Source organism: Pseudomonas putida W15Oct28, assembly GCF_000708715.2.
Lineage (GTDB): Bacteria > Pseudomonadota > Gammaproteobacteria > Pseudomonadales > Pseudomonadaceae > Aquipseudomonas > Aquipseudomonas putida_R.
Genome location: NZ_JENB01000027.1, coordinates 1 through 22,225 on the forward strand (window position 1 = coordinate 1; position 22,225 = coordinate 22,225).

Genomic DNA, 22,225 nt, shown 5'->3' on the forward strand with positions numbered 1-22,225 from the left:
GAGATGTTCTATAACCCTAAACGCCGACACAGCAGTGCTATGCAGCTGTCGCCAGTAGAGTATGAGAAACGCTATTTTCTGAGCTTGGAGAGTGTCTAGCAAACCAGGGGCGATTCACAGCGCTGCTGGATCAGTCTGCTGTCCTGGATGAATCAAGCGATTCATTGGCGAGTTTATTGGCAGAACTGGACGCCAATGAGGACCTGGCAGACAAACTCTTCGATCACACGACATGTGACCTACAGGCACTCACTGATGCACCGAAGCTCCTTTGGGCAAAGGCACTTGAGAGTGATCGTTTGGTGGCCAAAGCAGAGGCCGTATGGAGTTATTACGACAAAGTCATTGCACCAGACGGCCACGTTTCGGGCGATGAAAGCGGAGCGGAATCCGCAACGCTATTCACTGGCTTCATCGCTCGGAACGCATCATCTCTCAAGGGCAAGCTGTGGCAGTCATCGAGCGAAGATTGGACGCTGCAACAGTATCTTCTGAACTCCACCGATATCAGTAATGAAGTGCTCAAGGAATTGCTCGGTGGTGTGGTGCTCCAAGACCTATCAATGATCAAAGCAGCGTTACCTGCGGGGCGCTGGGTCATGCTGGTGGCCTCATCATTCCTTCCATATAGCTCGGAAGTCAGGGGCATCGTATTTAATACTTGCCCACACCTCGAAGGCCAGTACCTGGTTGAGCGGTGGGATCTAGCGAAGACAGAGATCGATATCGGCTCGCTCCAACTCGACTCGATGCTCACGCTGAGCAAAAGCAAAGCGTTGCTACTCACACAGAAAATTCAGATGTGGTCAGGGCTTAGCCTGGAGACGATTGAAAGCAACCCCGAAGCGGTTCCTGAGCTAGGCCGGGTATCGACGCTAGCCAACCAAGCTGGCGAAAGGTTTGCTGATTCGCTGATGCCTGTGCTGCGACATTTGGTTCGCAGCGCGAGCCTCAGCCCGGAGCATCGCTCTGCAATGCTGACACAATGTCTTCCAGGTATGAAATGGCCGGACGTTTCAGCAACTCTGGCTTTGCTCGACGATGAGGGCTTCAAAACCGTGAGCGCGAAGGTCAAAAAGATCAAGGTAAGAAACACTGAGTCAAACCAGAGATTGGTCGGCGCGATGAAAGCTGAGGGCTACTTGGGAACGCTGACGCCAGAGGATGACTTCATCATTGCGACCACCAGACCCTCATCCATGACGAGTGAGGGCGGATGGCTATAGTCGTTTTTGGCGAGCAGTGTGCGAATTCCCAAGTCACGAGTGGCGGTTTGGTGACCCGAATATCGATAGAGTACACATGTACTCCAAGGCCTCAGGATACGTCGCGCCGTGATGGCACACGCCACCCTTAACAAGGGGTTGCGGATGACGCTCAGCGACAAGAGTGTCCGCATTTCGTAGGATTGCAGGTGCTTCGCAGCAATCAAGAAGCCCTGGAGGGCATGTGGGTTGAGGGCTGCAGGGGATTCAGGGGATTCAGGGGATTCAGGGGATTCAGGGTCAAGAGTGTCCGCGATTCGCGACGGCTACAACGGGTTTTTTCGGAAAAGCGACTGGGGGCTAGTGGGGACCGGCGCAAGAGTTCTACCACTCCCACATACGATTTAACATAATATGCATTATCCGAACATTCGTATTTTATCACTGCGCCGTGGGTGGCCAGATTGTGAGCCTGCTCAAGGCCCTCATTCGTCGAAACCGGTAGATCCGTTGATCCAGGTTAAGGTTCGCTCAAACTGCCCAGATTAAAATGCGGGCTCCGCACCCTCACGGGGAATCTGGCATGACCATCATCGTAACCGGCGCTGCAGGATTTATCGGTAGCAATCTCGTTAAGGCGCTGAACCAGCGCAACGAAACCGAGATCATTGCCGTCGACGACCTGACCGATGGCGACAAATTCCGCAACCTGGCCGACAGTGAAATTGCCGACTACCTGGACAAGGACGATTTTCTCGATCGCTTTGCTCGTGGTGAGTTCGGCAAGGTGCATGCCGTGATGCACCAAGGTGCGTGTTCAAGCACCGTCGAAGCTGATGGTCGTTTCATGTTGGATAACAACTACCGGTTCAGCCGTGAATTGCTGGCGTCCACTCAGCGCCAAGGGATCCCGCTGTTGTATGCGTCATCGGCAGCTGTGTATGGCGCAGGACAAGAATTTCGCGAACTACGTGAATGTGAGCGCCCGCTAAACGTCTATGGCTATTCCAAGTACCTGTTCGATCAACAGGTGCGCCGGCAACTGACGACGGCGCGCAGCCAGGTCGTGGGCTTGCGTTATTTCAACGTCTACGGGCCCCATGAGCAGCACAAAGGTACGATGGCGTCAGTGGCCCTGCACTGCTTCAACCAGTACCAAGCCCATGGAAAAGTCAGCCTGTTCGGCAGCTATGGGGACTATCCCAACGGTGGACATCTGCGTGATTTCGTCTCTGTGGATGATGTGGTCAAGGTCAATATGTTCTTCCTTGAACGCCCACAATTGAGCGGCATTTTCAATGTCGGCAGTGGTCGCGCCCAGCCGTTCAACGACGTTGCTTTGGCTGTGATCAACAGGCTGCGTGAACAGCAGGACCAACCGCCCTTGTCCCTCGAGATGGCTTTGCTGGAGGGTGTGCTTGAGTACAGTGAATTTCCTGATCATTTGCGTGGCAAATACCAGTGCTACACCTGTGCCGACCTGGAGCGCTTGCGCGCTGCCGGTTACAAGGCACCTACATTGACAGTCCAGCAAGGCGTGGCCCGCTACTGCGACTGGTTGCAGGGTATCCAAAGCCCGCCGCCTGCTCCATTCAAGCAGACGGCGGCAGCTTGAGATTGCTTGAAAGTGCGCAGAAAGCGTGATTTTATCTCGGTATTGTTCATGATCTGGCTAAATATTGCTGATAACTACACTAAATAGTCATTTAGCGTAGTTATCAAATAAGCGCTCCTCTATTTCAGCATACGCGCAGAACTGGCCGCATCACAGGCCATGTCCAAGTCGCTCCCCGACAGGACTTTTGCGTAATGATCTTTCAATTCCTGCTCCCAGCTGGCCACCTGTTCAAGCAGATGTTCGGCCTCATCCCGTTCCAGTGCAAAATGTGTATGGTGGCTGAGCAGATTGCTTCGACTCACCTGGCTGCCCTCTCGACCAACCGCCATAGCCAAGGCCTTAGCGGGCCCCTCGTCAAGCATGGGCAAGACGTCGTACATCGGTGAAAGCCGCCACTCCCCGCCAACCCATATCACGGCATGATTGCGTGGATGATCATCAGAGTTCCCTACCAAGGCGTTGTAACACATGCGCTTGAACAGCTCCTGCAGGTCGCCCTGCGGCACGCCGCGCCGGCGCATCTCGTCTGCCACGGCGGCATAGCGCCAATCCCTGTGGTGCGGGCCATTCCACTCCGAATCAAGCAATGTCAGCGCGCTGAGCATCGGTAGGCGTCGGGCACCCTCGGCAATCGGAGTACGGTCAAAGCGTTCTACCAGCAAGGTGGAAGGATTTTCGGCATGCAGTGCGGTACGCGCCACATTCATGCCCTTCCCTGCCGCAAATGTCATGCAGGCATACTCGATCGTCGGTAAGTCGTAGTGGTCAAACCGATCACGTGGCTTGGCGAGAATAAGCATCCCGTTGTCTTGAAGGGTGCGTTTCGGCCGTGCGCCACCCAATGCGGAGCGTTGCTGACGTACATTCAGGGCGACGGTCGATTCGCTGTCGATTTGCCCGTCATACACTGCTTCGCAAGCGGCAACGAATTTTGCCAGCCCTTTCAGGCTTGGTACGGAACCCTCGCCGATGCCTTCGGCAGGCGTCGTGGCAGTGCCGGCCATCAGGTTGCCGATGCGGTCGTTGTTGGGTGACTTGAGCAAAAAGTCGATTGTGCCCAAGTCTTGGCCGTAGGCGCGGTGCAGCAGCCTCTCCCCCCAACCGTCGGGCATGGCGTCGTTGATGAAGCCAGGTACCCCGCGGTTTTTGGCAATGCCCGTGTAGGCTTCGGCCCGCAGGGGGTAGTTGATCGGGTCGGGTACCCAGCTGCCACGTGCCACCTGATCTGGGGCATACAGGAACTCGCCCACCTTGCCTTTTAGCGTGAGCCGGCCCAGGGTCATGACCTCGCCCGTTTCCGGGTGCTCCATATAGATGTAGGCGCGAGACATCAGAACTCCTCAGGCTTGGGTTTGGCCAAACGCACCCGCCTGGCCGCGATGCCTTGAAGCACATCGTCGCTCTGGGTAAACAGTGTGACCTGTGAGCTTTTTTCCAGGCCCTCCAGCGATGAGAACACCGTATCGCTGATACCCAACCGCCAAAGCACCAACATGAATGACCGCAGATCGACCAGCTCAGAGCCGCTCTCGATCTTGCGCAGCGTGTGCGCCGAAACGTCAATAGCTGCCTTGATGTCAGCCTGGCGCAGGCCGAGCGCGAGTCGGCGTGCCTTCACCAATAGCCCGATTTTGCTGAGTGTGTCGGCACATGCGACGGGAAAGTAACCCGACATAATGTCCACCATCATTAACATTAATATACTTAATGTTAACCATAGCACATATTAAGTCATGGTTTATTCAGGTTAATGCCTACAGTGGTGGGCCTTGTCAAGGATAAGGCCTATGGCTGCCAGCATTAATGGACTCAAGCCAGCCCACCAAAGCGCTTGTAAAAACTCTCGTTCACATCCGGCAATGGCCCGTCCGCCGTCTCCAGCGCCGCATTCAGCCACTCCTCTGCCTTGGCAAACACCAGCCGGTACAGGTTGCGGCACAACTGTCGCGCGGCCCTTCCCTCCCAGTCACCTGGCAGCAGCTCGTCTGGCAGTTGCGGGTCGCGCAGCAACAGCCGGCGGTACTCGTGAATCAGCAGCGTGCGCGCCAGAAAGCAATCTTGAGCATCGAGCAGTTGCTGCTCTTTCAAGCTTTGCCACAGCGGCCTGAACAGCTGGATGAACTCGCTGTACTGCTGCCCCAGCTCGTCGATACGCCAGCTCTCCCGCACCTGGGCGCGCATGGCCTTGGACGCGAGCACTTCCTGGGTGTGGGTTTCGAAAACGATGCTGTCGTCGCTGGCTTCCAGGTCACGCAGGGTTGCGGCCAGATCAGCGCGGTCTGCCCGTGGGCAGCCAAGCAGGTTCGGCGCCATGACGCCAAACCCCTGCCATTCCAGCTCTTCACGCAAGGCCTTGCGCTTGCCAGCCTCGAGCTGTGACAGCAACACCAGCGTCCAGGCGCCATCCCAGGCCGGTTGGCTCGGGCTGTAGACACGTTTGAAGGCTTTTTCGAAACGGCGGCGGCCAGTGCCCGTCAGGCTGTAGTAACTGCGCCGGCCAACCTTTTCAGCGGTGAGCCAACCCTCTTTGGTGAGTCGAAAGATCGACGTGCGGATCAGTCGTTCGTTGATGCCGATCGGTTCCAGCAGGTTGATCAGGCTACCCAGCCAGACGGTCCCCCCGTGGGGCTCGATGGCATCGCCGTACAAGGTGATGATCAGTGAGCTGGCGCGGATTGGCGTCTGCTCCTGAAAGCGAGTGATCAGGTTGTTCAGTGGGGCAAGATTGCTCATGGGCGAACTGTGCGCGGATAAAGCACCGACTATACCTGTGCGGCGGGCCGCCTGACCATTGCGTGACGCTACCAGGCTCATGCAGTCGCCTGGCCTTTGGGCCGGACACCGGTATCTTCCATGCGCGGGCGCCCTGGTTCGGCTTCGGCCAATGGCGGGCATTCGACCATGCCGTTCATGCAGCGCTGCGCCAGTTGCTGATACTCCGCAGTGCCGCGCTGCTTCCAGGCCAACTCCTGTTCGCTCAAGGGCCGTTTGACCTGGGCCGGCGACCCCATCACCAGGCTTTGCGCTTCACATGCGAAGCCGGCTTTGACGAACGCGGTCGCCGCGACGATGCAGCGTGGTGCGACATGGGCGCCATCCATCACCACTGCGTTCATGCCGATCAAGGCGTCCTCCCCCACTTTGCAGCCGTGCAGCACCGCGCCATGACCGACATGCCCGTTGCGCTCTACTACCGTGTCGCCGCCCGGAAAACCATGCATGACACAGGTGTCCTGCAAGTTGGCGCCCTCCTCCAGCACGATGCGGCCGAAATCGCCCCTGAGCGATGCCAAAGGGCCTATGTAGCAACGTGGGCCGACGATGACGTCGCCAATCAGTACTGCACTGGGGTGCACGTAGGCTGTCGGGTGAACCACAGGCGTCAGGCCGTCCAGTCGATAGCAAGGCATGGAAGCTCCAGAAATGATTTGAAATGGCACTTGATCTTGTATCACAAAATATTTTGTCGTCAATCAGCGTGGTCGTGTATCGCTTTCAACTCATTAGCATTTGCCTCCAAATCCAGCTTCAAGATCAGCGATATCGCCATGATAAGCGCCTAATTAGACATTTTAGGTAGGCGTAAGCTACACGACCATTTGCCGTAAGAGATACGCAAATCTATTTTCGATGTTGCATTCACGTATCACGTAATGCATATACTGGCCTCACCTGGTCGTGACCCAGCTTCACGACCCTGCAAACAATTCCAAGAAATGCCGGCCCCACGATGTGCCGTGCGTGCAGCCAGAGGAACCCGACATGCCGCGATATCTCGATGTGCAGGCGCCGGAAAACGGCGTTCAGCTCATTACCCTGCAACGGCCCGAGGCACTGAACGCCCTGTGCACCGAGTTACTGGCAGAGCTGGCCACTGCGTTGGACGCAGCCGCTCTGGACGACCAGATCGGCGCTGTGGTGCTAACCGGCAGCCGCAAGGCGTTCGCCGCAGGCGCTGACATCCGCGAAATGGCCGAGCGCGACCTGGTCGGCATCCTCAACGACCCTCGAGTAGCCCACTGGCAACGCATCGCCGCCTTTGCCAAGCCGCTGATTGCTGCCGTCAACGGCTACGCCTTGGGTGGCGGTTGCGAACTGGTGATGTGTGCCGACATCGTCATCGCCGGTACCGACGCCCGCTTCGGGCAGCCGGAGATCAACCTCGGCATCATCCCCGGTGCTGGCGGTACCCAGCGCCTGTTGCGGGCCGTAGGCAAGCCGCTGGCCATGCAGATGGTGCTGACGGGCGAAGCCATCACTGCCCGTCACGCCCAGCAAGCCGGCCTGGTCAGCGAAGTTACCCAGCCCGAATTCACCGTAGAACGCGCCATGCAGGTCGCCCGCAGCATCGCTGCCAAGGCGCCGCTGGCAGTGCGCCTGGCAAAAGAAGCGCTACTCAAGGCCGGTGATACCGACCTGGCCAGTGGCCTGCGCTTTGAACGCCATGCATTCACCCTGCTGGCCGGTACTGCCGACCGTGACGAAGGCATTCGGGCCTTTCAGGAAAAGCGCCCGGCGCGCTTCCAAGGCCGCTGATCATCTACCCCTCGACTGACGGAGCGAGTCTGTCATGACTTTCCAGCACATCCTGTTTTCCATCGAGGACGGCGTCGCCCTCCTCTCCTTGAACCGCCCCGAGCAGCTGAACAGCTTCAACACCGCCATGCACCTGGAAGTGCGCGAAGCACTCAAGCAAGTTCGCCAGAGCAGTGATGCACGGGTGCTGTTGCTGACGGCTGAGGGCCGGGGCTTTTGTGCCGGCCAGGACCTGTCCGACCGTAACGTCGCCCCAGGGGCCGAGGTGCCAGACCTGGGCGAATCGATCGACAAGTTCTACAACCCGCTGGTGCGCACCCTGCGCGACCTGCCGCTGCCGGTGATCTGTGCGGTAAACGGTGTGGCCGCCGGCGCCGGTGCCAACATCCCGCTGGCCTGCGACCTGGTGCTGGCCGCCCGCTCGGCAAGTTTTATCCAGGCCTTTTGCAAGATCGGCCTGGTGCCCGACTCAGGCGGTACCTGGCTGCTGCCGCGCCTGGTCGGCCTGGCGCGGGCCAAAGCACTGGCCATGCTGGGCGAGCGCCTTGGTGCCGAACAGGCCCAGCAATGGGGGCTGATCCACCGCGTGGTGGACGATGCCGCACTGCGTGACGAAGCCCTCACCCTCGCCCGCCAGCTCGCCACCCAGCCCACCTACGGCTTGGCGCTGATCAAGCGCAGCCTCAATGCCAGTTTCGACAACGGCTTCGATGAGCAACTGGAGCTTGAGCGCGACCTGCAACGCCTGGCCGGGCGCAGCGAGGACTACCGCGAAGGCGTGAGCGCCTTCATGAACAAGCGCACACCCGCATTCAAGGGGCGCTGAACATGGGCGCACTCGCAAGCAATGTGCAAGTAGCAGTGATCGGTGCCGGTGCCATGGGCGCCGGCATCGCCCAGGTCGCGGCCCAGGCCGGTCACCCGGTTAAGCTTTACGACAACCGCCCGGGGGCTGCCGCCCAGGCAGTGGCCGGTATTGAACGGCAACTCGGCCGGCTCGTGGAAAAAGGCAAGTTGCAGGCTGCCGAGCGCGAAAAGATCAGCCTTCGGCTATACCCGGTCGACACGCTCGAAGCATTGGCTGATGCCGGCCTGGTGATCGAGGCCATCGTCGAGAACCTGCAGGTCAAGCAGGCGCTGTTCAGCCAGCTCGAAGCCCTGTGCGCGGCTGATTGCATCATTGCCAGCAACACTTCTTCGCTGTCCATCACCAGCCTGGCTGCCGGCCTTGCACGCCCGCAGCAAGTGGTTGGCATGCACTTCTTCAACCCGGCACCGCTGATGGCGCTGGTCGAGGTGGTGTCGGGCCTGGCAACCGAACCGGCCGTGGCCGCGTGTATCTACGATACCGCCCAGGCCTGGGGCAAACAGCCAGTGCACACGCGCTCGACACCGGGCTTTATCGTCAACCGTGTGGCGCGGCCTTTCTATGCCGAAAGCCTGCGCCTGCTACAGGAAGGAGCAGCCGATTGCGCCAGCCTTGATGCACTGCTTCGCGATGCGGGTGGGTTCCGCATGGGGGCGTTCGAGTTGACCGACCTGATCGGCCACGACGTCAATTACGCCGTCACGTGCTCGGTGTTCGATGCTTTCTATGGGGACTTCCGCTTCCAGCCGTCACTGGTGCAAAAAGAGCTGGTGGATGCCGGCCGCCTCGGCCGCAAGACTGGGCAAGGCTTCTATAGCTACGCCGAAGGCGCCGAGCGCCCTGTTCCGGCCGAATTGCACAGCTCCAGCAGCGCCGAAGCCTGCATTATCGAGGGGCACCTCGGTGTGTTGCAGCCAGTGGTCGAACGCCTGCGCCAGAACGGCATCGTCGTAACCCAGCGTGCCGGTAGCGGCGTGATCCAGGTCGGTGATGCCACCCTGGCATTGTCCGATGGCCGCCTCGCCAGCCAGCGCGCCCGTGAAGATGGCCTGCGCAACCTGGTGCTGCTCGACCTCGCGCTGGACTATGGCACCGCCTCGCGGATTGCCATCAGCTGGTCGGCCGATACCACCGAAAGCGCCCGCGACCAAGCGGTGGCCCTGCTGCAGCGGGCCGGCCTCAAGGTCACTGCGGTCGCCGACCTGCCCGGCCTGGTGGTGCTGCGCACCGTGGCCATGCTCGCCAACGAGGCCGCCGATGCCGTGTTGCAGGGCGTCGGCAGCGCCGCCGACATCGACCTGGCCATGCGCGCCGGCGTCAATTACCCCTGTGGCCCGCTGGCCTGGGCTGCGGACATCGGTATTGCCCACACCCTGCGCGTGCTCGACAACCTGCAGCGCAGCTATGGCGAGAGCCGCTACCGCCCTTCCCTGCTGTTACGTCGCTGCGAGGCCAAAGGAGGCACCCTGCATGACTGAACTCGAACTGGCACAAGCTTGTGCCGACGCCATGTATGCCCGTGACCCGGCTACCCAGGGCCTGGGCATCAGCCTGCTGGATGCCGGCCCGGGCCGAGCCAGCCTGCGCATGCCGGTACGTGCCGACATGATCCAGGGCCATGGCACCTGCCATGGCGGCTTCCTGTTCGCCCTGGCCGACTCGGCGTTTGCCTTCGCCTGTAACAGCTATGACCAGGCCACCGTGGCGCTGGGCTGCAGCATTGACTACCTGGCCCCGGCGTTGCGCGACGACGTGCTCACCGCCCACGCCAGCGAGGTCAGCCGCAAAGGCCGCACCGGCCTGTACGACGTGCGCATCCACAACCAGCGCGGTGAGCTGGTGGCGATGTTCCATGGCAAATCCTACAAAGTGCGCGGCACCGTGCTGGCGCAGGAGACGCAAGATGACTGAACACACCCTCGCCGATGCCTTGATCATCGACGCCGTGCGCACCCCCATCGGCCGCTATGCCGGGGCCTTGAGTGGCGTACGTGCCGATGACCTCGCCGCCATCCCGCTGAAAGCCTTGATCCAGCGCCACCCCGAGCTGGACTGGAAAGCGGTCGACGACGTGATCCTCGGCTGTGCCAACCAGGCAGGCGAAGACAACCGCAACGTGGCACACATGGCCAGCCTGCTGGCCGGGCTGCCACTCGAAGTACCGGGGACCACGATCAACCGGCTGTGTGGTTCTGGCCTGGATGCCATCGGCAATGCGGCCCGCGCCTTGCGCTGTGGCGAAGCCGGGCTGATGCTGGCCGGCGGCGTGGAATCGATGTCGCGTGCGCCGTTCGTGATGGGCAAGTCGGAGCAGGCCTTTGGTCGCGCGGCCGAGCTGTTCGACACCACGATCGGCTGGCGTTTCGTCAACCCGCTGATGAAGGCTGCCTACGGCACCGATTCGATGCCGGAAACTGCCGAGAACGTGGCTGAGCAGTTTGGCATTTCCCGCGCCGATCAAGATGCCTTCGCCCTGCGCAGCCAGCACAAGGCGGCCGCCGCTCAGGCCCGCGGCCGCCTGGCGAAAGAAATCGTGCCGGTCGAGATCCCGCAACGCAAAGGCCCGGCCAAAGTGGTCGAGCACGACGAGCATCCGCGCGGCGACACTACGCTGGAGCAATTGGCCCGCCTTGGCACCCCGTTCCGTGAAGGTGGTAGCGTCACCGCCGGCAATGCCTCCGGCGTCAACGACGGCGCCTGCGCCCTGCTGCTGGCCAGCAGCGCCGCGGCCCGCCGCCATGGCCTGAAAGCCCGCGGCCGTATCGTCGGCATGGCGGTGGCCGGGGTTGAGGCGCGGTTGATGGGTATCGGCCCGGTGCCGGCAACCCGAAAGGTACTTGAGCTCACGGGGTTGTCGTTGTCTGACCTCGACGTCATCGAGCTCAACGAAGCCTTCGCCGCCCAGGGCCTGGCAGTGTTGCGCGAGCTGGGCCTGGCCGACGACGACCCCCGGGTCAACCGCAACGGCGGAGCCATCGCCCTCGGCCATCCGCTGGGCATGAGCGGCGCACGTCTGGTCACAACCGCCCTGCACGAGCTGGAAGAAACCACCGGCCGCTATGCCCTGTGCACCATGTGCATCGGGGTTGGCCAGGGCATCGCCATGGTCATCGAGCGCCTCTGAGCGGATCAGACCATCCGCCTGTTACCGAACCGAACGCAGCCGTATATGCTGCGCTCATGACACTCACCGCGTGGCCTGCAACCGCTGGCGCGCGGCGTACAAGAACAATTCGAGTGAAGCCATGAACATGTACCATGATGCCGACCGTGCCCTGCTGGACCCGATGGAAACCGCCAGTGTCGACGCCCTGCGCCAGCACCAGCTGGAACGCCTGCGCTGGAGCCTGAAGCACGCCTACGACAATGTGCCGCTGTACCGCCAGCGCTTTGCGGAATGCGGCGCCCACCCCGACGACCTCACGTGCCTCGAAGACCTGGCGAAGTTCCCCTTCACCGGCAAGAACGACCTGCGCGACAACTACCCCTACGGCATGTTTGCCGTGCCCCAGGAAGAGGTGGTGCGCCTGCACGCTTCCAGCGGCACCACCGGCAAGCCGACGGTGGTCGGTTACACCCAGAATGACATCAACACCTGGGCCAACGTCGTGGCACGCTCGATCCGTGCCGCTGGCGGGCGCAAAGGTGACAAGGTGCATGTTTCCTATGGCTATGGGCTTTTCACTGGCGGGCTTGGCGCGCACTACGGTGCCGAACGCCTCGGCTGCACGGTAATCCCGATGTCCGGTGGCCAGACCGAGAAGCAGGTGCAGCTGATCCGCGACTTCCAGCCCGACATCATCATGGTCACGCCTTCGTACATGCTGAACCTGGCCGACGAGATCGAGCGCCAGGGCATCGACCCGCACGATCTGAAACTGCGGCTAGGCATATTTGGCGCCGAACCCTGGACCGACGAGCTTCGCCGCTCGATCGAGCAACGCCTGGGTATCAATGCCCTCGACATCTATGGCCTGTCGGAAATCATGGGGCCCGGGGTGGCGATGGAGTGCATCGAGACCAAGGACGGCCCGACCATCTGGGAAGACCACTTCTACCCCGAGATCATCGACCCGGTCACCGGCGAGGTATTGCCAGACGGTCAGTTGGGCGAGCTGGTGTTCACCTCGCTAAGCAAAGAGGCGCTGCCAATGGTGCGCTACCGCACCCGCGACCTCACCCGCCTGCTGCCCGGCACCGCCAGGCCGATGCGACGGATTGGCAAGATCACCGGGCGCAGCGACGACATGCTGATCATTCGCGGGGTCAACGTGTTCCCGACCCAGATCGAGGAACAGGTGTTAAAAATAAAACAACTTTCCGAGATGTATGAGATTCATTTGTATCGTAACGGCAACCTGGACAGCGTAGAGGTGCATGTTGAGTTGCGCGCGGAGTGCCAGCACCTCGACGAAGGCCAGCGCAAGCTGGTTATCGGAGAGTTGAGCAAACAGATCAAGACCTACATCGGCATCAGCACCCAGGTGCACCTGCAGCCCTGCGGCACGCTCAAGCGCTCCGAGGGCAAGGCTTGCCACGTGTACGACAAACGGTTGGCCAGCTGATTAATCGGCTGCCTTTTCGGCCCCGGCATTGTCCGGGGCTTTTTTTTGCGTTTGTTTTACCCGCTCTAAAAGGTGCGCGCCCCCCTGTGGGAGCGGGTTTACCCGCGAAGAGGCCCAAAAGCGATACACAAATCTTATTTGATACACATAAAACTGTTTGACGTTATGTTTTGTATCGCTTACAAATGGCTCATGCCTTAGCAGGAGTCGCCGCACATGTACGCACAGCTAGTGGAAACCGGAGTCAAGCGCGTCAAGTCACTGGAAGAGATGTCGCCCGAAGAGCGCAACTTCCAGGAAAAGATCGACGCCGAAATCAAGATCGAAGCCAAGAACTGGATGCCCGAGGCCTACCGCCAGACCTTGATCCGGCAGATCTCCCAGCACGCCCATTCGGAAATCGTCGGCATGCTGCCCGAAGGCAACTGGGTTACCCGCGCCCCCAGCCTCAAGCGCAAGCTGCAGCTGATGGCCAAGATCCAGGACGAAGCCGGCCACGGCCTGTACCTGTACAGCGCCATGGAAACCCTGGGCGCCGACCGCGACGAAGAGATCGCCAAGCTGCACAGCGGCAAGGCCAAGTATTCGAGCATCTTCAACTACCCCACCCTCAGCTGGGCCGACATGGGCGCAGTGGGCTGGCTGGTGGATGGCGCCGCAATCGTCAACCAGGTGGTGCTGCAGCGCACCTCCTATGGCCCCTACTCCCGCGCGATGATCCGTATCTGCAAGGAAGAGAGCTTCCACCAGCGCCAGGGTTACGAAATTCTCCTGACCATGATGCGTCACGGCACCCAGGCCCAGCGCGACATGGTCCAGGACGCGATCAACCGCCTGTGGTGGCCATCGCTGATGATGTTCGGCCCCAGCGACGAACACTCCCCGAACAGCGCCCAGTCCATGGCCTGGAAAATCAAGCGCCAGACCAACGACGAACTGCGCCAGCGCTTTATCGACCAGACCGTGCCGCAGCTCGAACTGCTCGGCTGCACCGCCCCCGACCCTGAACTGAAGTGGAACGCCGAACGCGGTCACTACGACTTCGGCGAAATACAGTGGGACGAGTTCTACGAAGTGATCAAGGGCAACGGCCCTTGCAACCAGGAACGTGTCGCCACCCGCCGCCAGGCCATCGAGGACGGCGCCTGGGTACGCGAGGCCGCCGTGGCTTACGCGCGCAAGCAACAGAACAAGAACGCCGCCTGAGCGGCGATTGATGCGGAGATCGAAAATGTCTGTCTGGACCCTCTACGAAGTGTTCGTGCGCAGCAAGCACGGCCTTAACCACAAGCATGTAGGCAGCGTGCACGCCGCGGATGCCGCCATGGCCATCGAGAATGCCCGCGAGCTGTACACCCGTCGTAGCGAAGGCGTCAGCCTGTGGGTGGTGCCTTCGGCACTGATCACCGCCTCCTCTCCCGACGAGAAAGACCCGCTGTTCGTCCCTTCGGACGACAAGGTCTACCGCCATGCCAGCTTCTACGAGCTGCCCGATGAAGTCGGACACATGTGAGGTTGGCCATGCACAACGAAGCCCTGATCCCTTACCTGCTGCTGCTCGGCGACAGTGCCCTGGTCCAAGGCCAGCGCCTCTGCGAATGGTGTGGCCACGCCCCTGCCATCGAAGAAGAACTGGCCCTGATGAACGTTGGCCTCGACCTGGTCGGCCAGGCGCGCAACTGGCTGGAATATGCCGCCGAGCTGCTTGACGACGGCCGCGACGCCGATGCCTTGGCCTTCCGCCGGGACGAGCGCGCCTATCGCAACCTGCTGCTGGTCGAGCAACCCAACGGTGATTTCGCCGTGACCATGACCAAGCAGTTTCTCTACGACGCCTGGCATTACGCCGTGCTGCGGGGCCTGGCCGGGTCCAGCGATGAGCGTATTGCCGGCATCGCCGCCAAGGCACTGAAGGAAGTTACCTACCACCTGCGCCGCTCCAGCGAGTGGGTGCAGCGCCTGGGTGGCGGCACAGAAGAAAGCCGCCAACGCATGCTCGCCGCCATTCCGGCACTGTGGCGCTTTACCGTCGAACTGACGACCGCCAGCGACAACGAGGTGCAATTGGCCGAAGCGGGTATCGCTGCCGACCCGTCCACCGTGGCTGCCGCGTGGCTCAAACAGGTGAGCGACAGCTTCGCTTCGGTCGAGCTGCCGCTGCCCAAGGCTGCCAGCCATTTCTACCTGGACAGCCGCAAAGGCCTGCACACCGAGCACCTGGGCCTGCTGCTGGCCGAGATGCAGTTCCTGCCGAGGGCTTACCCCGATGCAACCTGGTGAGCTGATTGCGGGCGACCGTGGCGCGCGGGCACCACGCGGCGACGACCTGGCCCGGGCCTGGGAGGTGCTGGCCCAGGTCATGGACCCGGAAGTGCCAGTCGTCAGCGTGGTCGACCTGGGGATCGTCCGCGACCTCGACTGGCGCGCCGGCCACTTGCACCTGGTGGTCACGCCGACCTACTCCGGCTGCCCGGCCACCGAGGTGATCGAAGGCGATATCCGCCAGGCGCTGGAGCAGGCGGGTTTCCCCGCACCGGATCTTGAGCGCCGGCTGACCCCGGCCTGGAGCACCGACTGGATCAGCGAGCTGGGCCGCGAGCGCCTGCGCCTCTACGGCATCGCCCCGCCGCAAGGCAGCGCCAGCAAGCGCAGCCTGCTGGGTGAAGCGCCCCAGGTGTGCTGCCCGCAGTGCGGCAGCGCCCATACCGAATTGCTCAGCCAGTTCGGCTCTACCGCTTGCAAGGCGTTGTACCGCTGCCGCGAGTGCCTGGAGCCGTTCGACTATTTCAAATGCATTTGAGCCGTGGAGAACGCCATGAGCCAGTTTCACAGCCTGACCGTCAAGCAAGTGCGCAATGAGACCCGTGATGCGGTTTCGATTGCCTTCGACGTGCCCGAGCACCTGCAGGCGCAGTTCCGTTTCACCCAGGGCCAGTACCTGGTCATGCGTACCCAGCTGGACAACGAAGAGGTCCGCCGCTCTTACTCGATCTGCAGCGCCGTGCAGGACGGTGAGCTGCGCGTGGCCGTCAAGCGCGTGCCAGGCGGGCGTTTCTCGGCGTTTGCCAATGAAGTGCTCAAAGCCGGCCAGCTACTGGACGTGATGCCGCCATCGGGCAGTTTCTTCGTACCGCTGGACCCTGCCCGCCAGGGCAATTACCTGGGCGTGGCTGCTGGCAGCGGCATTACCCCGATCCTGTCGATCATTGGCACCACCCTGGACAGTGAGCCGCACAGCCGCTTCACCTTGCTGTACGGCAACCGTTCCAGCTCTGGCGCGCTGTTCCGCGACAAGCTCGAAGACCTGAAAAACCGCTACCTCGACCGCCTGAACCTGATTTTCGTGTTCAGCCGCGAGCAGCAGGATGTCGACCTGTACAACGGCCGCATCGACGCCGACAAGTGCGGCCAGCTGTTCTCGCGCTGGCTGGATGTTCCAGGCCTGGACGCGGCCTTCATCTGCGGCCCCCAGGCGATGACCGAAACCGTGCGTGACAGCCTGCAGGCCAATGGCCTGGGCAAGGAGCGCATTCATTTCGAGCTGTTCGCCGCCGCCGGTAGCGAAACCCGCCGCGAGGCCCGTGAGGCCGCGCGCCAGGTGGATTCGGCGCTTAGCCACATCACCGTGATCAGCGACGGCCGCGCCCTCACCTTCGATTTGCCACGCAACACCCAGAACGTGCTGGACGCCGGCAATGCAATCGGCGCCGAGCTGCCTTACTCGTGCAAGGCCGGCGTGTGCTCCACCTGTAAATGCCGGGTGATCGAAGGCGAAGTGGAAATGGACAGCAACCATGCCCTGGAAGACTACGAAGTGGCGGCCGGGTACGTGCTGTCGTGCCAGACCTACCCGGTAAGCGACAAGGTGGTCCTCGACTTCGACCAGCTCTGACACCGAGTCGCCTGTTTCGCGGGCGTGCCCGCTCCCACAGGGATCGCACAAAGGCGAAGAGCAACGCCTTACCTGTGGGAGCGGGCAAGCCCGCGAAGAGGCCATCAGCAACACCGCAACACCCGCGTGACCTCAACAAAACAATTACAAAACCAAGAGATCGCTTGCCATGACACCCGAACGCATAGAAAGCATCGCCAACCACCCCGACTTCCAGCACCTGGTGCGGCGTAAACGCCGCCTCAACGGCAGCCTGACCCTGGCCATGCTGGTGATCTACTACGGCTTCGTCCTGCTGGTGGCGTTCTCTCCCAGCACCCTTGGCCAGTCCCTCAGCGGCGGCGTGACCACCGTCGGCATGCTGGTGGGCGTGCTGATGGTGCTGCTGTCCTTTGCCCTGACCGGCATCTACGTGCACCGCGCCAACAATGTGCTCGACCCGCTCAATGAGAAGGTCAAGCAGGAGTGCGCACAATGAACTGGACCGCCATCTCGATGTTCATGGTGTTCGTCTGCTTCACCTTGTTGGTCACCCGCTGGGCTGCCCTGCGCACCCGCTCGGCCAGCGACTTCTACACTGCCGGCGGGGGGCTGACCGGCATGCAGAACGGCCTGGCAATCGCGGGCGACATGATCAGTGCCGCCTCTTTCCTGGGCATTTCCGCGATGATGTTCATGAACGGCTATGACGGCCTGCTGTATGCCCTGGGCGTGCTGGCCGGCTGGCCGATCATTCTGTTCCTGATCGCCGAACGCCTGCGCAACCTGGGCAAGTACACCTTTGCCGACGTCGTCAGCTACCGCCTGGCACAAACCCCGGTGCGTCTGACTTCGGCCTTCGGCACCCTGGTAGTGGCGTTGATGTACCTGGTGGCGCAGATGGTCGGCGCCGGCAAGCTGATCGAGCTGCTATTCGGCATCAGCTACCTGTACGCGGTGATGCTGGTCGGTGTGCTGATGGTTGCCTATGTCACCTTCGGCGGCATGCTCGCCACTACCTGGGTGCAGATCATCAAGGCGGTGATGCTACTGTCGGGCACCAGCTTCATGGCCTTCATGGTGCTCAAGCACTTCGGTTTCAGCACCGAGGCCATGTTCGCCAGCGCCGTGGCCGTGCATGCCAAGGGCCAGGCGATCATGGCCCCGGGTGGTTTGCTATCCAATCCGGTGGACGCGATTTCCCTCGGCTTGGGCATGATGTTCGGCACCGCTGGCCTGCCGCATATCCTGATGCGCTTCTTTACCGTCAGTGACGCCAAGGAAGCTCGCAAGAGCGTGTTCTATGCCACTGGCTTCATCGGTTACTTCTACCTGCTGCTGATCATTGTCGGTTTCGGCGCCATCGTCATGGTCGGCACCGAGCCGTCCTACCGTGACGCGACCGGTGCAATCATTGGCGGCGGCAACATGATCGCCGTGCACCTGGCACAGGCTGTAGGCGGCAACTTGTTCCTTGGTTTCATCTCTGCCGTAGCCTTCGCCACCATCCTGGCCGTGGTCGCCGGCCTGGCGCTGTCCGGCGCATCGGCGGTCTCCCACGACCTGTATGCCTGCGTGATCCGCCAAGGCAAGGCCACCGAACAGGAGGAAATGCGCGTATCGCGCATCGCCACCCTGCTGATCGGCCTGCTGGCGGTGCTGCTTGGCCTGATGTTCGAGTCGCAGAACATCGCCTTCCTCTCCGGCCTGGTGCTGGCGGTGGCCGCCTCGGTCAACTTCCCGGTGCTGCTGCTTTCGATGTTCTGGAAAGGCCTGACCACCCGCGGCGCAGTGTGCGGCAGCATGGCCGGCCTGGCCTCGGCGGTGCTGCTGGTGGTACTGGGCCCGGCAGTGTGGGTCAACGTGCTGCATCACGAAAAAGCGCTGTTCCCCTACAGCAACCCGGCGTTGTTCTCCATGAGCCTGGCATTCCTGAGTGCCTGGGTGTTCTCGGTTACCGACAGTTCCGAGCGTGCCAGTGAAGAGCGTGGCCGCTACCTGGCCCAGTTCATCCGCTCCATGACCGGTATCGGCGCCGCCGGCGCCAGCAAGCACTGACTTCAAGGAAGAACAAACATGTCGGGTAAAACAACAACAATGAACCGCACACACTTCATGTCAGCTGCCTGCCTGGCCACCCTCGCGTTGCCAGTGCCGGCGATGGCCGACTTCATCGGCGACAGCCACGCACGCCTGGAGCTGCGCAACCACTACATCAACCGCGACTTCCGCCAGAGCAACGCCCCGCAGGCCAAGGCAGAGGAATGGGGCCAGGGTTTTACCGCCAAGCTGGAATCGGGCTTCACGGAGGGCCCGGTCGGCTTTGGCGTCGACGCCATGGGCCAGTTGGGCATCAAGCTCGACTCCAGCCGCGACCGCCGCAATACCGGGCTGCTGCCTTTCGGCCCGAACAGCCACGAACCGGTCGATGACTACAGCGAACTGGGCCTGACCGGCAAGGTTCGAGTGTCCAAGAGCACCCTGCGCCTGGGCACGCTGCAACCGATCCTGCCGGTGGTGGTCTACAACGACACCCGCCTGCTGGCGTCCACCTTCCAGGGCGGCCTGCTGACCAGCCAGGATGTGAATGGCCTAACCTTCAACGCCGGCCGCCTGACCAAGGCCAACCTGCGCGATTCTTCGGGCCGCGACGATATCGGCTACGGCGCCGCTACCAGCGACCACCTGGACTTCGGCGGTGGCAGCTACGCCATTACCCCGCAAACCAGCGTCAGCTACTACTACGCCAAGCTCGAGGACATCTATCGCCAGCAGTTTGTCGGCCTGATCGATACCCGCCCCTTGAGCGAAGGCGTGAGCCTGCGCAGCGACCTGCGCTACTTCGACAGCCGCAACGACGGCGCCGAACGTGCCGGCAACATCGACAACCGCAACTTCAACGCCATGTTCACCCTCGGCGTGCGGGCGCACAAATTCACGGCCACCTGGCAACAGATGTCGGGCGACAGTGCCTTCCCGTTCGTCAACGGCGGCGACCCGTTCACCGTCAACCTGGTGACCTACAACACCTTCACCCGCGCCGGGCTGGACTCCTGGCAAGTGCGCTATGACTACGACTTTGTCGCCATGGGCATCCCCGGCCTGAGCTTCATGACCCGCTACACCGACGGCCGCCACGCCGAAACCGCCACCGTCAGCAATGGCCGCGAGCGCGAACGCGACACCGACCTCACCTACGTCATCCAGAGCGGCCCGTTCAAGGACGTCAGCCTGCGCTGGCGCAACGTCACCTTCCGTTCCGGCAATGGCCTGACCAATGCCGTGGACGAAAACCGCCTGATCATCGGCTACACCCTGGCGCTGTGGTAACAGCGCCCCCCCCTACATTTGAACAGCATGGAGAACAGCATGTCTGCCGCCCCTACCCTGCAAAGCTTCATCGCCGGCCGCTGGCTCGGCCAGCACGGCGCCCAGGCCCTGCGCAGCGCCCTCGACGGCCACGTACTGGCCTACAGCCACGAAGAGCGCCCGGACTTCGCCGAAGCCGTGGACTTCGCCCGTGCTCGCGGCCTGGCCAGCCTGATGGCCATGGACTTCCAGCAACGCGCTGCACGCCTTAAAGCGCTGGCCCTGTACCTGGCCGAGCGCAAGGAACAGCTGTACGCCCTGTCGCACCATAGCGGCGCCACCCGCGCCGACAGCTGGATCGACATCGAAGGCGGCAACGCCACGTTGTTCGCCTATGCCGGCATCGGCAGCCGCGAGCTGCCGTCGGGCAACCTGGTGCACGAGGGCCCGGCCATTGCGCTGGGCAAGCAAGGTCACTTCGCCGGCAGCCACATCCTGGTGCCGCGCGCAGGGGTGGCGGTGCACATCAACGCCTTCAACTTCCCCATCTGGGGCATGCTGGAAAAGTTCGCGCCGACCTTCCTGGCGGGCATGCCGTGCATCGTCAAACCGGCAACGTCCACCAGCTATCTGACCGAAGCCGTGGTACGCCTGATGAACGCCTCCGGCTTGCTGCCAGAGGGCAGCCTGCAACTGGTGATCGGTAGCACCGGCGACCTGCTCGACCGCCTGCAAGGCCAGGACGTAGTGACTTTCACCGGTTCCGCCGATACCGCTGCCAAATTGCGCGTCACCCCTAACCTGATACGTAATTCGGTACCGTTCACCGCCGAAGCCGACTCGCTGAACTGCGCCATCCTCGGCCCGGACGTCACGCCAGACAGCGAAGAGTTCGACCTGTACATCAAGGAGGTGGTGCGTGAAATGACCACCAAGGCCGGGCAGAAATGCACCGCCATCCGCCGCGCCATCGTGCCGGCCAAGCACATCGACGCCGTTGCCACGAGCTTGCGCGAGCGGCTGAGCAAGGTGGTGGTTGGTGACCCGTCGCTGGAAGGCGTGCGCATGGGCGCCCTGGCCTCTCACGATCAGCAACGCGACGTGGCCGAGCGGGTGCGCAGCCTGCTACAGAGCTGTGACCAGCTGTTCGGCGCCAGCGATGGCTTTGCTCCGCGTGGCGAGGGCGTGGCCGAGGGCGCATTCTTTGCCCCGACCCTGCTGCAGGCCCGCGACCCGCATGCCGAAGGCGGCGCCCACGATATCGAAGCGTTCGGCCCCGTCAGCACGCTGATGGCCTATGACGATCTCGACGAAGCCCTGGCGCTGGCCGCCCGAGGCAAAGGCAGCCTGGTGGCAACCCTGGTCACCGCCGACCGCAGCATCGCTGCCAAGGCCATCCCGGTGGCCGCTGCCTGGCATGGCCGCCTGCTGGTACTCGACAGCGAAGCCGCCAAGGAATCCACCGGCCACGGCTCGCCGCTGCCGCAGCTCAAGCATGGCGGCCCGGGCCGGGCTGGTGGCGGTGAAGAGCTGGGAGGCTTGCGCGCGGTCAAACACTACCTGCAACGCGCCGCCGTACAGGGCTCGCCAAGCATGCTTACGGCAGTGACTGGCGAATACGTGCGCGGTGCTGAAGTGATCGAGACCGAAGTGCACCCGTTCCGGCGCTACTTCGAGCAACTGCGCATCGGTGAATCGCTGCTCACCCACCGCCGCACCGTGACCGAAGCGGACCTGGTCAACTTCGGCTGCCTGTCGGGTGACCACTTCTACATGCACTTCGACGAAATCGCCGCCAAGGAGTCGCAGTTCGGTAAACGCATTGCCCATGGCTACTTCGTGCTATCGGCGGCGGCTGGCCTGTTCGTGTCGCCGGGCGCAGGGCCGGTACTGGCCAACTATGGCCTGGACACCCTGCGTTTCATCAACCCGGTGGGCATCGGCGATACCATTCAGGCGCGCCTGACCTGCAAGCGCAAGATCGACCAGGGCAAGACCAGCCCGCTGGGGCAGCCGCAGGGTGTGGTGGCGTGGGATGTGGAGGTGACCAACCAGCTGGGTGAGCTGGTGGCCAGCTATGACATTTTGACTTTGGTATTGAAGCAGCCAAATTAATGTACTGATGCTACTGGCCTCTTCGCGGGCGCGCCCGCTCCCACAGGTATTGTGCATGCAATGAAGGCTGTGCAGCCCCTGTGGGAGCGGGCAAGCCCGCGAAAGGGCCGGCAAGGTGTACATAAAGGCCAAGGGCCA

General features: G+C 62.0%; 20 protein-coding genes and 1 pseudogene. 17 read left to right on the forward strand and 4 right to left on the reverse strand.

The features are described 5' to 3' along the window. The first annotated feature begins 176 nt into the window (after nt 1-176). Together AK81_RS18525 and rfaD are read left to right on the forward strand one after the other, a co-directional pair. Nucleotides 177-1,226 carry a hypothetical protein gene (locus AK81_RS18525; RefSeq protein ID WP_060529667.1) on the forward strand — a complete coding sequence of 350 codons (1,050 nt, stop codon included), beginning with the start codon at nt 177-179 and terminating at the stop codon, nt 1,224-1,226. A gap of 562 nt (nt 1,227-1,788) precedes the next feature. Then, nucleotides 1,789-2,820, forward strand: a complete 1,032-nt coding sequence (gene rfaD, locus AK81_RS18530; protein ID WP_043201152.1) for an ADP-glyceromanno-heptose 6-epimerase — start codon at nt 1,789-1,791, stop codon at nt 2,818-2,820. Between the two features lie 119 nt (nt 2,821-2,939). On the opposite strand, the gene AK81_RS18535 is transcribed toward rfaD, so the two are convergent. The 4 genes from AK81_RS18535 to paaY all read right to left on the reverse strand — a co-directional run bounded on the left by AK81_RS18535 (nt 2,940) and on the right by paaY (nt 6,233). Continuing rightward, nucleotides 2,940-4,154: a type II toxin-antitoxin system HipA family toxin gene (locus AK81_RS18535; protein WP_043201154.1), complete on the reverse strand. Its 1,215-nt coding sequence runs from the start codon at nt 4,152-4,154 to the stop codon at nt 2,940-2,942. After that, nucleotides 4,154-4,498 (reverse strand): helix-turn-helix domain-containing protein, encoded by a 345-nt coding sequence (locus AK81_RS18540; protein WP_043201291.1) that lies wholly within the window; start codon nt 4,496-4,498, stop codon nt 4,154-4,156. Before AK81_RS18540 ends, AK81_RS18535 begins: the two co-directional genes overlap by 1 nt. A 134-nt stretch (nt 4,499-4,632) precedes the next feature. Next, nucleotides 4,633-5,556, reverse strand: a complete 924-nt coding sequence (gene paaX, locus AK81_RS18545; protein WP_193393772.1) for a phenylacetic acid degradation operon negative regulatory protein PaaX — start codon at nt 5,554-5,556, stop codon at nt 4,633-4,635. Between the two features lie 77 nt (nt 5,557-5,633). Continuing rightward, nucleotides 5,634-6,233 (reverse strand): phenylacetic acid degradation protein PaaY, encoded by a 600-nt coding sequence (gene paaY, locus AK81_RS18550; RefSeq protein WP_043201158.1) that lies wholly within the window; start codon nt 6,231-6,233, stop codon nt 5,634-5,636. A gap of 352 nt (nt 6,234-6,585) precedes the next feature. On the opposite strand from paaY, the gene paaF reads away from it, so the two are divergent. The 15 genes and pseudogenes from paaF (at nt 6,586) to paaZ (ending at nt 22,087) form a co-directional block, all read left to right on the forward strand. Further along, the gene (gene paaF, locus AK81_RS18555; RefSeq protein WP_043201160.1) at nt 6,586-7,359 is read left to right on the forward strand and encodes a 2,3-dehydroadipyl-CoA hydratase PaaF; all 774 of its coding nucleotides are present in this window, start codon (nt 6,586-6,588) and stop codon (nt 7,357-7,359) included. A gap of 34 nt (nt 7,360-7,393) precedes the next feature. Beyond that, entirely contained in the window at nt 7,394-8,185 is a 792-nt protein-coding gene (paaG, locus tag AK81_RS18560; RefSeq protein WP_043201163.1) for a 2-(1,2-epoxy-1,2-dihydrophenyl)acetyl-CoA isomerase PaaG, read from the forward strand. Nucleotides 8,186-8,187: 2 nt separating this feature from the next. After that, nucleotides 8,188-9,705: a 3-hydroxyacyl-CoA dehydrogenase PaaH gene (paaH, locus tag AK81_RS18565; RefSeq protein WP_043201165.1), complete on the forward strand. Its 1,518-nt coding sequence runs from the start codon at nt 8,188-8,190 to the stop codon at nt 9,703-9,705. Beyond that, on the forward strand, nt 9,698-10,138 hold the full coding sequence (gene paaI / locus AK81_RS18570) for a hydroxyphenylacetyl-CoA thioesterase PaaI (RefSeq protein ID WP_043201167.1): 441 nt from the start codon (nt 9,698-9,700) through the stop codon (nt 10,136-10,138). The genes paaH and paaI overlap by 8 nt, the downstream gene beginning before the upstream one ends. After that, on the forward strand, nt 10,131-11,351 hold the full coding sequence (gene pcaF, locus AK81_RS18575; protein ID WP_043201170.1) for a 3-oxoadipyl-CoA thiolase: 1,221 nt from the start codon (nt 10,131-10,133) through the stop codon (nt 11,349-11,351). Before paaI ends, pcaF begins: the two co-directional genes overlap by 8 nt. A 121-nt stretch (nt 11,352-11,472) precedes the next feature. Further along, nucleotides 11,473-12,792 carry a phenylacetate--CoA ligase PaaK gene (gene paaK, locus AK81_RS18580; RefSeq protein WP_016499676.1) on the forward strand — a complete coding sequence of 440 codons (1,320 nt, stop codon included), beginning with the start codon at nt 11,473-11,475 and terminating at the stop codon, nt 12,790-12,792. A 216-nt stretch (nt 12,793-13,008) separates the two neighbouring features. Then, complete coding sequence (gene paaA, locus AK81_RS18585; protein WP_043201172.1) at nt 13,009-13,998, forward strand: 1,2-phenylacetyl-CoA epoxidase subunit PaaA; 990 nt, start codon at nt 13,009-13,011, stop codon at nt 13,996-13,998. Nucleotides 13,999-14,023: 25 nt separating this feature from the next. Then, entirely contained in the window at nt 14,024-14,305 is a 282-nt protein-coding gene (gene paaB, locus AK81_RS18590; protein WP_008096376.1) for a 1,2-phenylacetyl-CoA epoxidase subunit PaaB, read from the forward strand. 8 nt (nt 14,306-14,313) lie between these two features. Next, nucleotides 14,314-15,072, forward strand: a complete 759-nt coding sequence (gene paaC / locus AK81_RS18595; protein ID WP_043201176.1) for a 1,2-phenylacetyl-CoA epoxidase subunit PaaC — start codon at nt 14,314-14,316, stop codon at nt 15,070-15,072. Then, a complete protein-coding gene (paaD, locus tag AK81_RS18600) occupies nt 15,059-15,592 on the forward strand; it encodes a 1,2-phenylacetyl-CoA epoxidase subunit PaaD (protein WP_043201178.1) in 534 nt (177 codons plus the stop codon). Before paaC ends, paaD begins: the two co-directional genes overlap by 14 nt. 15 nt (nt 15,593-15,607) lie before the next feature. Continuing rightward, on the forward strand, nt 15,608-16,684 hold the full coding sequence (gene paaE / locus AK81_RS18605; RefSeq protein ID WP_043201180.1) for a 1,2-phenylacetyl-CoA epoxidase subunit PaaE: 1,077 nt from the start codon (nt 15,608-15,610) through the stop codon (nt 16,682-16,684). Between the two features lie 169 nt (nt 16,685-16,853). After that, on the forward strand, nt 16,854-17,162 hold the full coding sequence (locus AK81_RS18610) for a DUF485 domain-containing protein (protein ID WP_016499671.1): 309 nt from the start codon (nt 16,854-16,856) through the stop codon (nt 17,160-17,162). Then, nucleotides 17,153-18,721 (forward strand): annotated as a pseudogene (locus AK81_RS18615) (cation acetate symporter); the annotation flags it as partial. The gene AK81_RS18610 and the pseudogene AK81_RS18615, both read left to right, overlap by 10 nt. 39 nt (nt 18,722-18,760) lie before the next feature. Then, nucleotides 18,761-19,993 carry an OprD family porin gene (locus AK81_RS18620; protein WP_043201185.1) on the forward strand — a complete coding sequence of 411 codons (1,233 nt, stop codon included), beginning with the start codon at nt 18,761-18,763 and terminating at the stop codon, nt 19,991-19,993. 39 nt (nt 19,994-20,032) lie between these two features. Next, the gene (paaZ, locus tag AK81_RS18625; RefSeq protein WP_043201188.1) at nt 20,033-22,087 is read left to right on the forward strand and encodes a phenylacetic acid degradation bifunctional protein PaaZ; all 2,055 of its coding nucleotides are present in this window, start codon (nt 20,033-20,035) and stop codon (nt 22,085-22,087) included. Nucleotides 22,088-22,225 lie beyond the last annotated feature (138 nt).

Coding starts and splice junctions, on each gene's coding strand:
- rfaD (WP_043201152.1), top strand. CDS start 1,789: ATGACCATCATCGTAACCGGCGCTGCAGGATTTATCGGTAGCAATCTC.
- AK81_RS18535 (WP_043201154.1), bottom strand. CDS start 4,154: ATGTCTCGCGCCTACATCTATATGGAGCACCCGGAAACGGGCGAGGTC.
- AK81_RS18540 (WP_043201291.1), bottom strand. CDS start 4,498: ATGTCGGGTTACTTTCCCGTCGCATGTGCCGACACACTCAGCAAAATC.
- paaX (WP_193393772.1), bottom strand. CDS start 5,556: ATGAGCAATCTTGCCCCACTGAACAACCTGATCACTCGCTTTCAGGAG.
- paaY (WP_043201158.1), bottom strand. CDS start 6,233: ATGCCTTGCTATCGACTGGACGGCCTGACGCCTGTGGTTCACCCGACA.
- paaF (WP_043201160.1), top strand. CDS start 6,586: ATGCCGCGATATCTCGATGTGCAGGCGCCGGAAAACGGCGTTCAGCTC.
- paaG (WP_043201163.1), top strand. CDS start 7,394: ATGACTTTCCAGCACATCCTGTTTTCCATCGAGGACGGCGTCGCCCTC.
- paaH (WP_043201165.1), top strand. CDS start 8,188: ATGGGCGCACTCGCAAGCAATGTGCAAGTAGCAGTGATCGGTGCCGGT.
- paaI (WP_043201167.1), top strand. CDS start 9,698: ATGACTGAACTCGAACTGGCACAAGCTTGTGCCGACGCCATGTATGCC.
- pcaF (WP_043201170.1), top strand. CDS start 10,131: ATGACTGAACACACCCTCGCCGATGCCTTGATCATCGACGCCGTGCGC.
- paaK (WP_016499676.1), top strand. CDS start 11,473: ATGAACATGTACCATGATGCCGACCGTGCCCTGCTGGACCCGATGGAA.
- paaA (WP_043201172.1), top strand. CDS start 13,009: ATGTACGCACAGCTAGTGGAAACCGGAGTCAAGCGCGTCAAGTCACTG.
- paaB (WP_008096376.1), top strand. CDS start 14,024: ATGTCTGTCTGGACCCTCTACGAAGTGTTCGTGCGCAGCAAGCACGGC.
- paaC (WP_043201176.1), top strand. CDS start 14,314: ATGCACAACGAAGCCCTGATCCCTTACCTGCTGCTGCTCGGCGACAGT.
- paaD (WP_043201178.1), top strand. CDS start 15,059: ATGCAACCTGGTGAGCTGATTGCGGGCGACCGTGGCGCGCGGGCACCA.
- paaE (WP_043201180.1), top strand. CDS start 15,608: ATGAGCCAGTTTCACAGCCTGACCGTCAAGCAAGTGCGCAATGAGACC.
- AK81_RS18610 (WP_016499671.1), top strand. CDS start 16,854: ATGACACCCGAACGCATAGAAAGCATCGCCAACCACCCCGACTTCCAG.
- AK81_RS18620 (WP_043201185.1), top strand. CDS start 18,761: ATGAACCGCACACACTTCATGTCAGCTGCCTGCCTGGCCACCCTCGCG.
- paaZ (WP_043201188.1), top strand. CDS start 20,033: ATGTCTGCCGCCCCTACCCTGCAAAGCTTCATCGCCGGCCGCTGGCTC.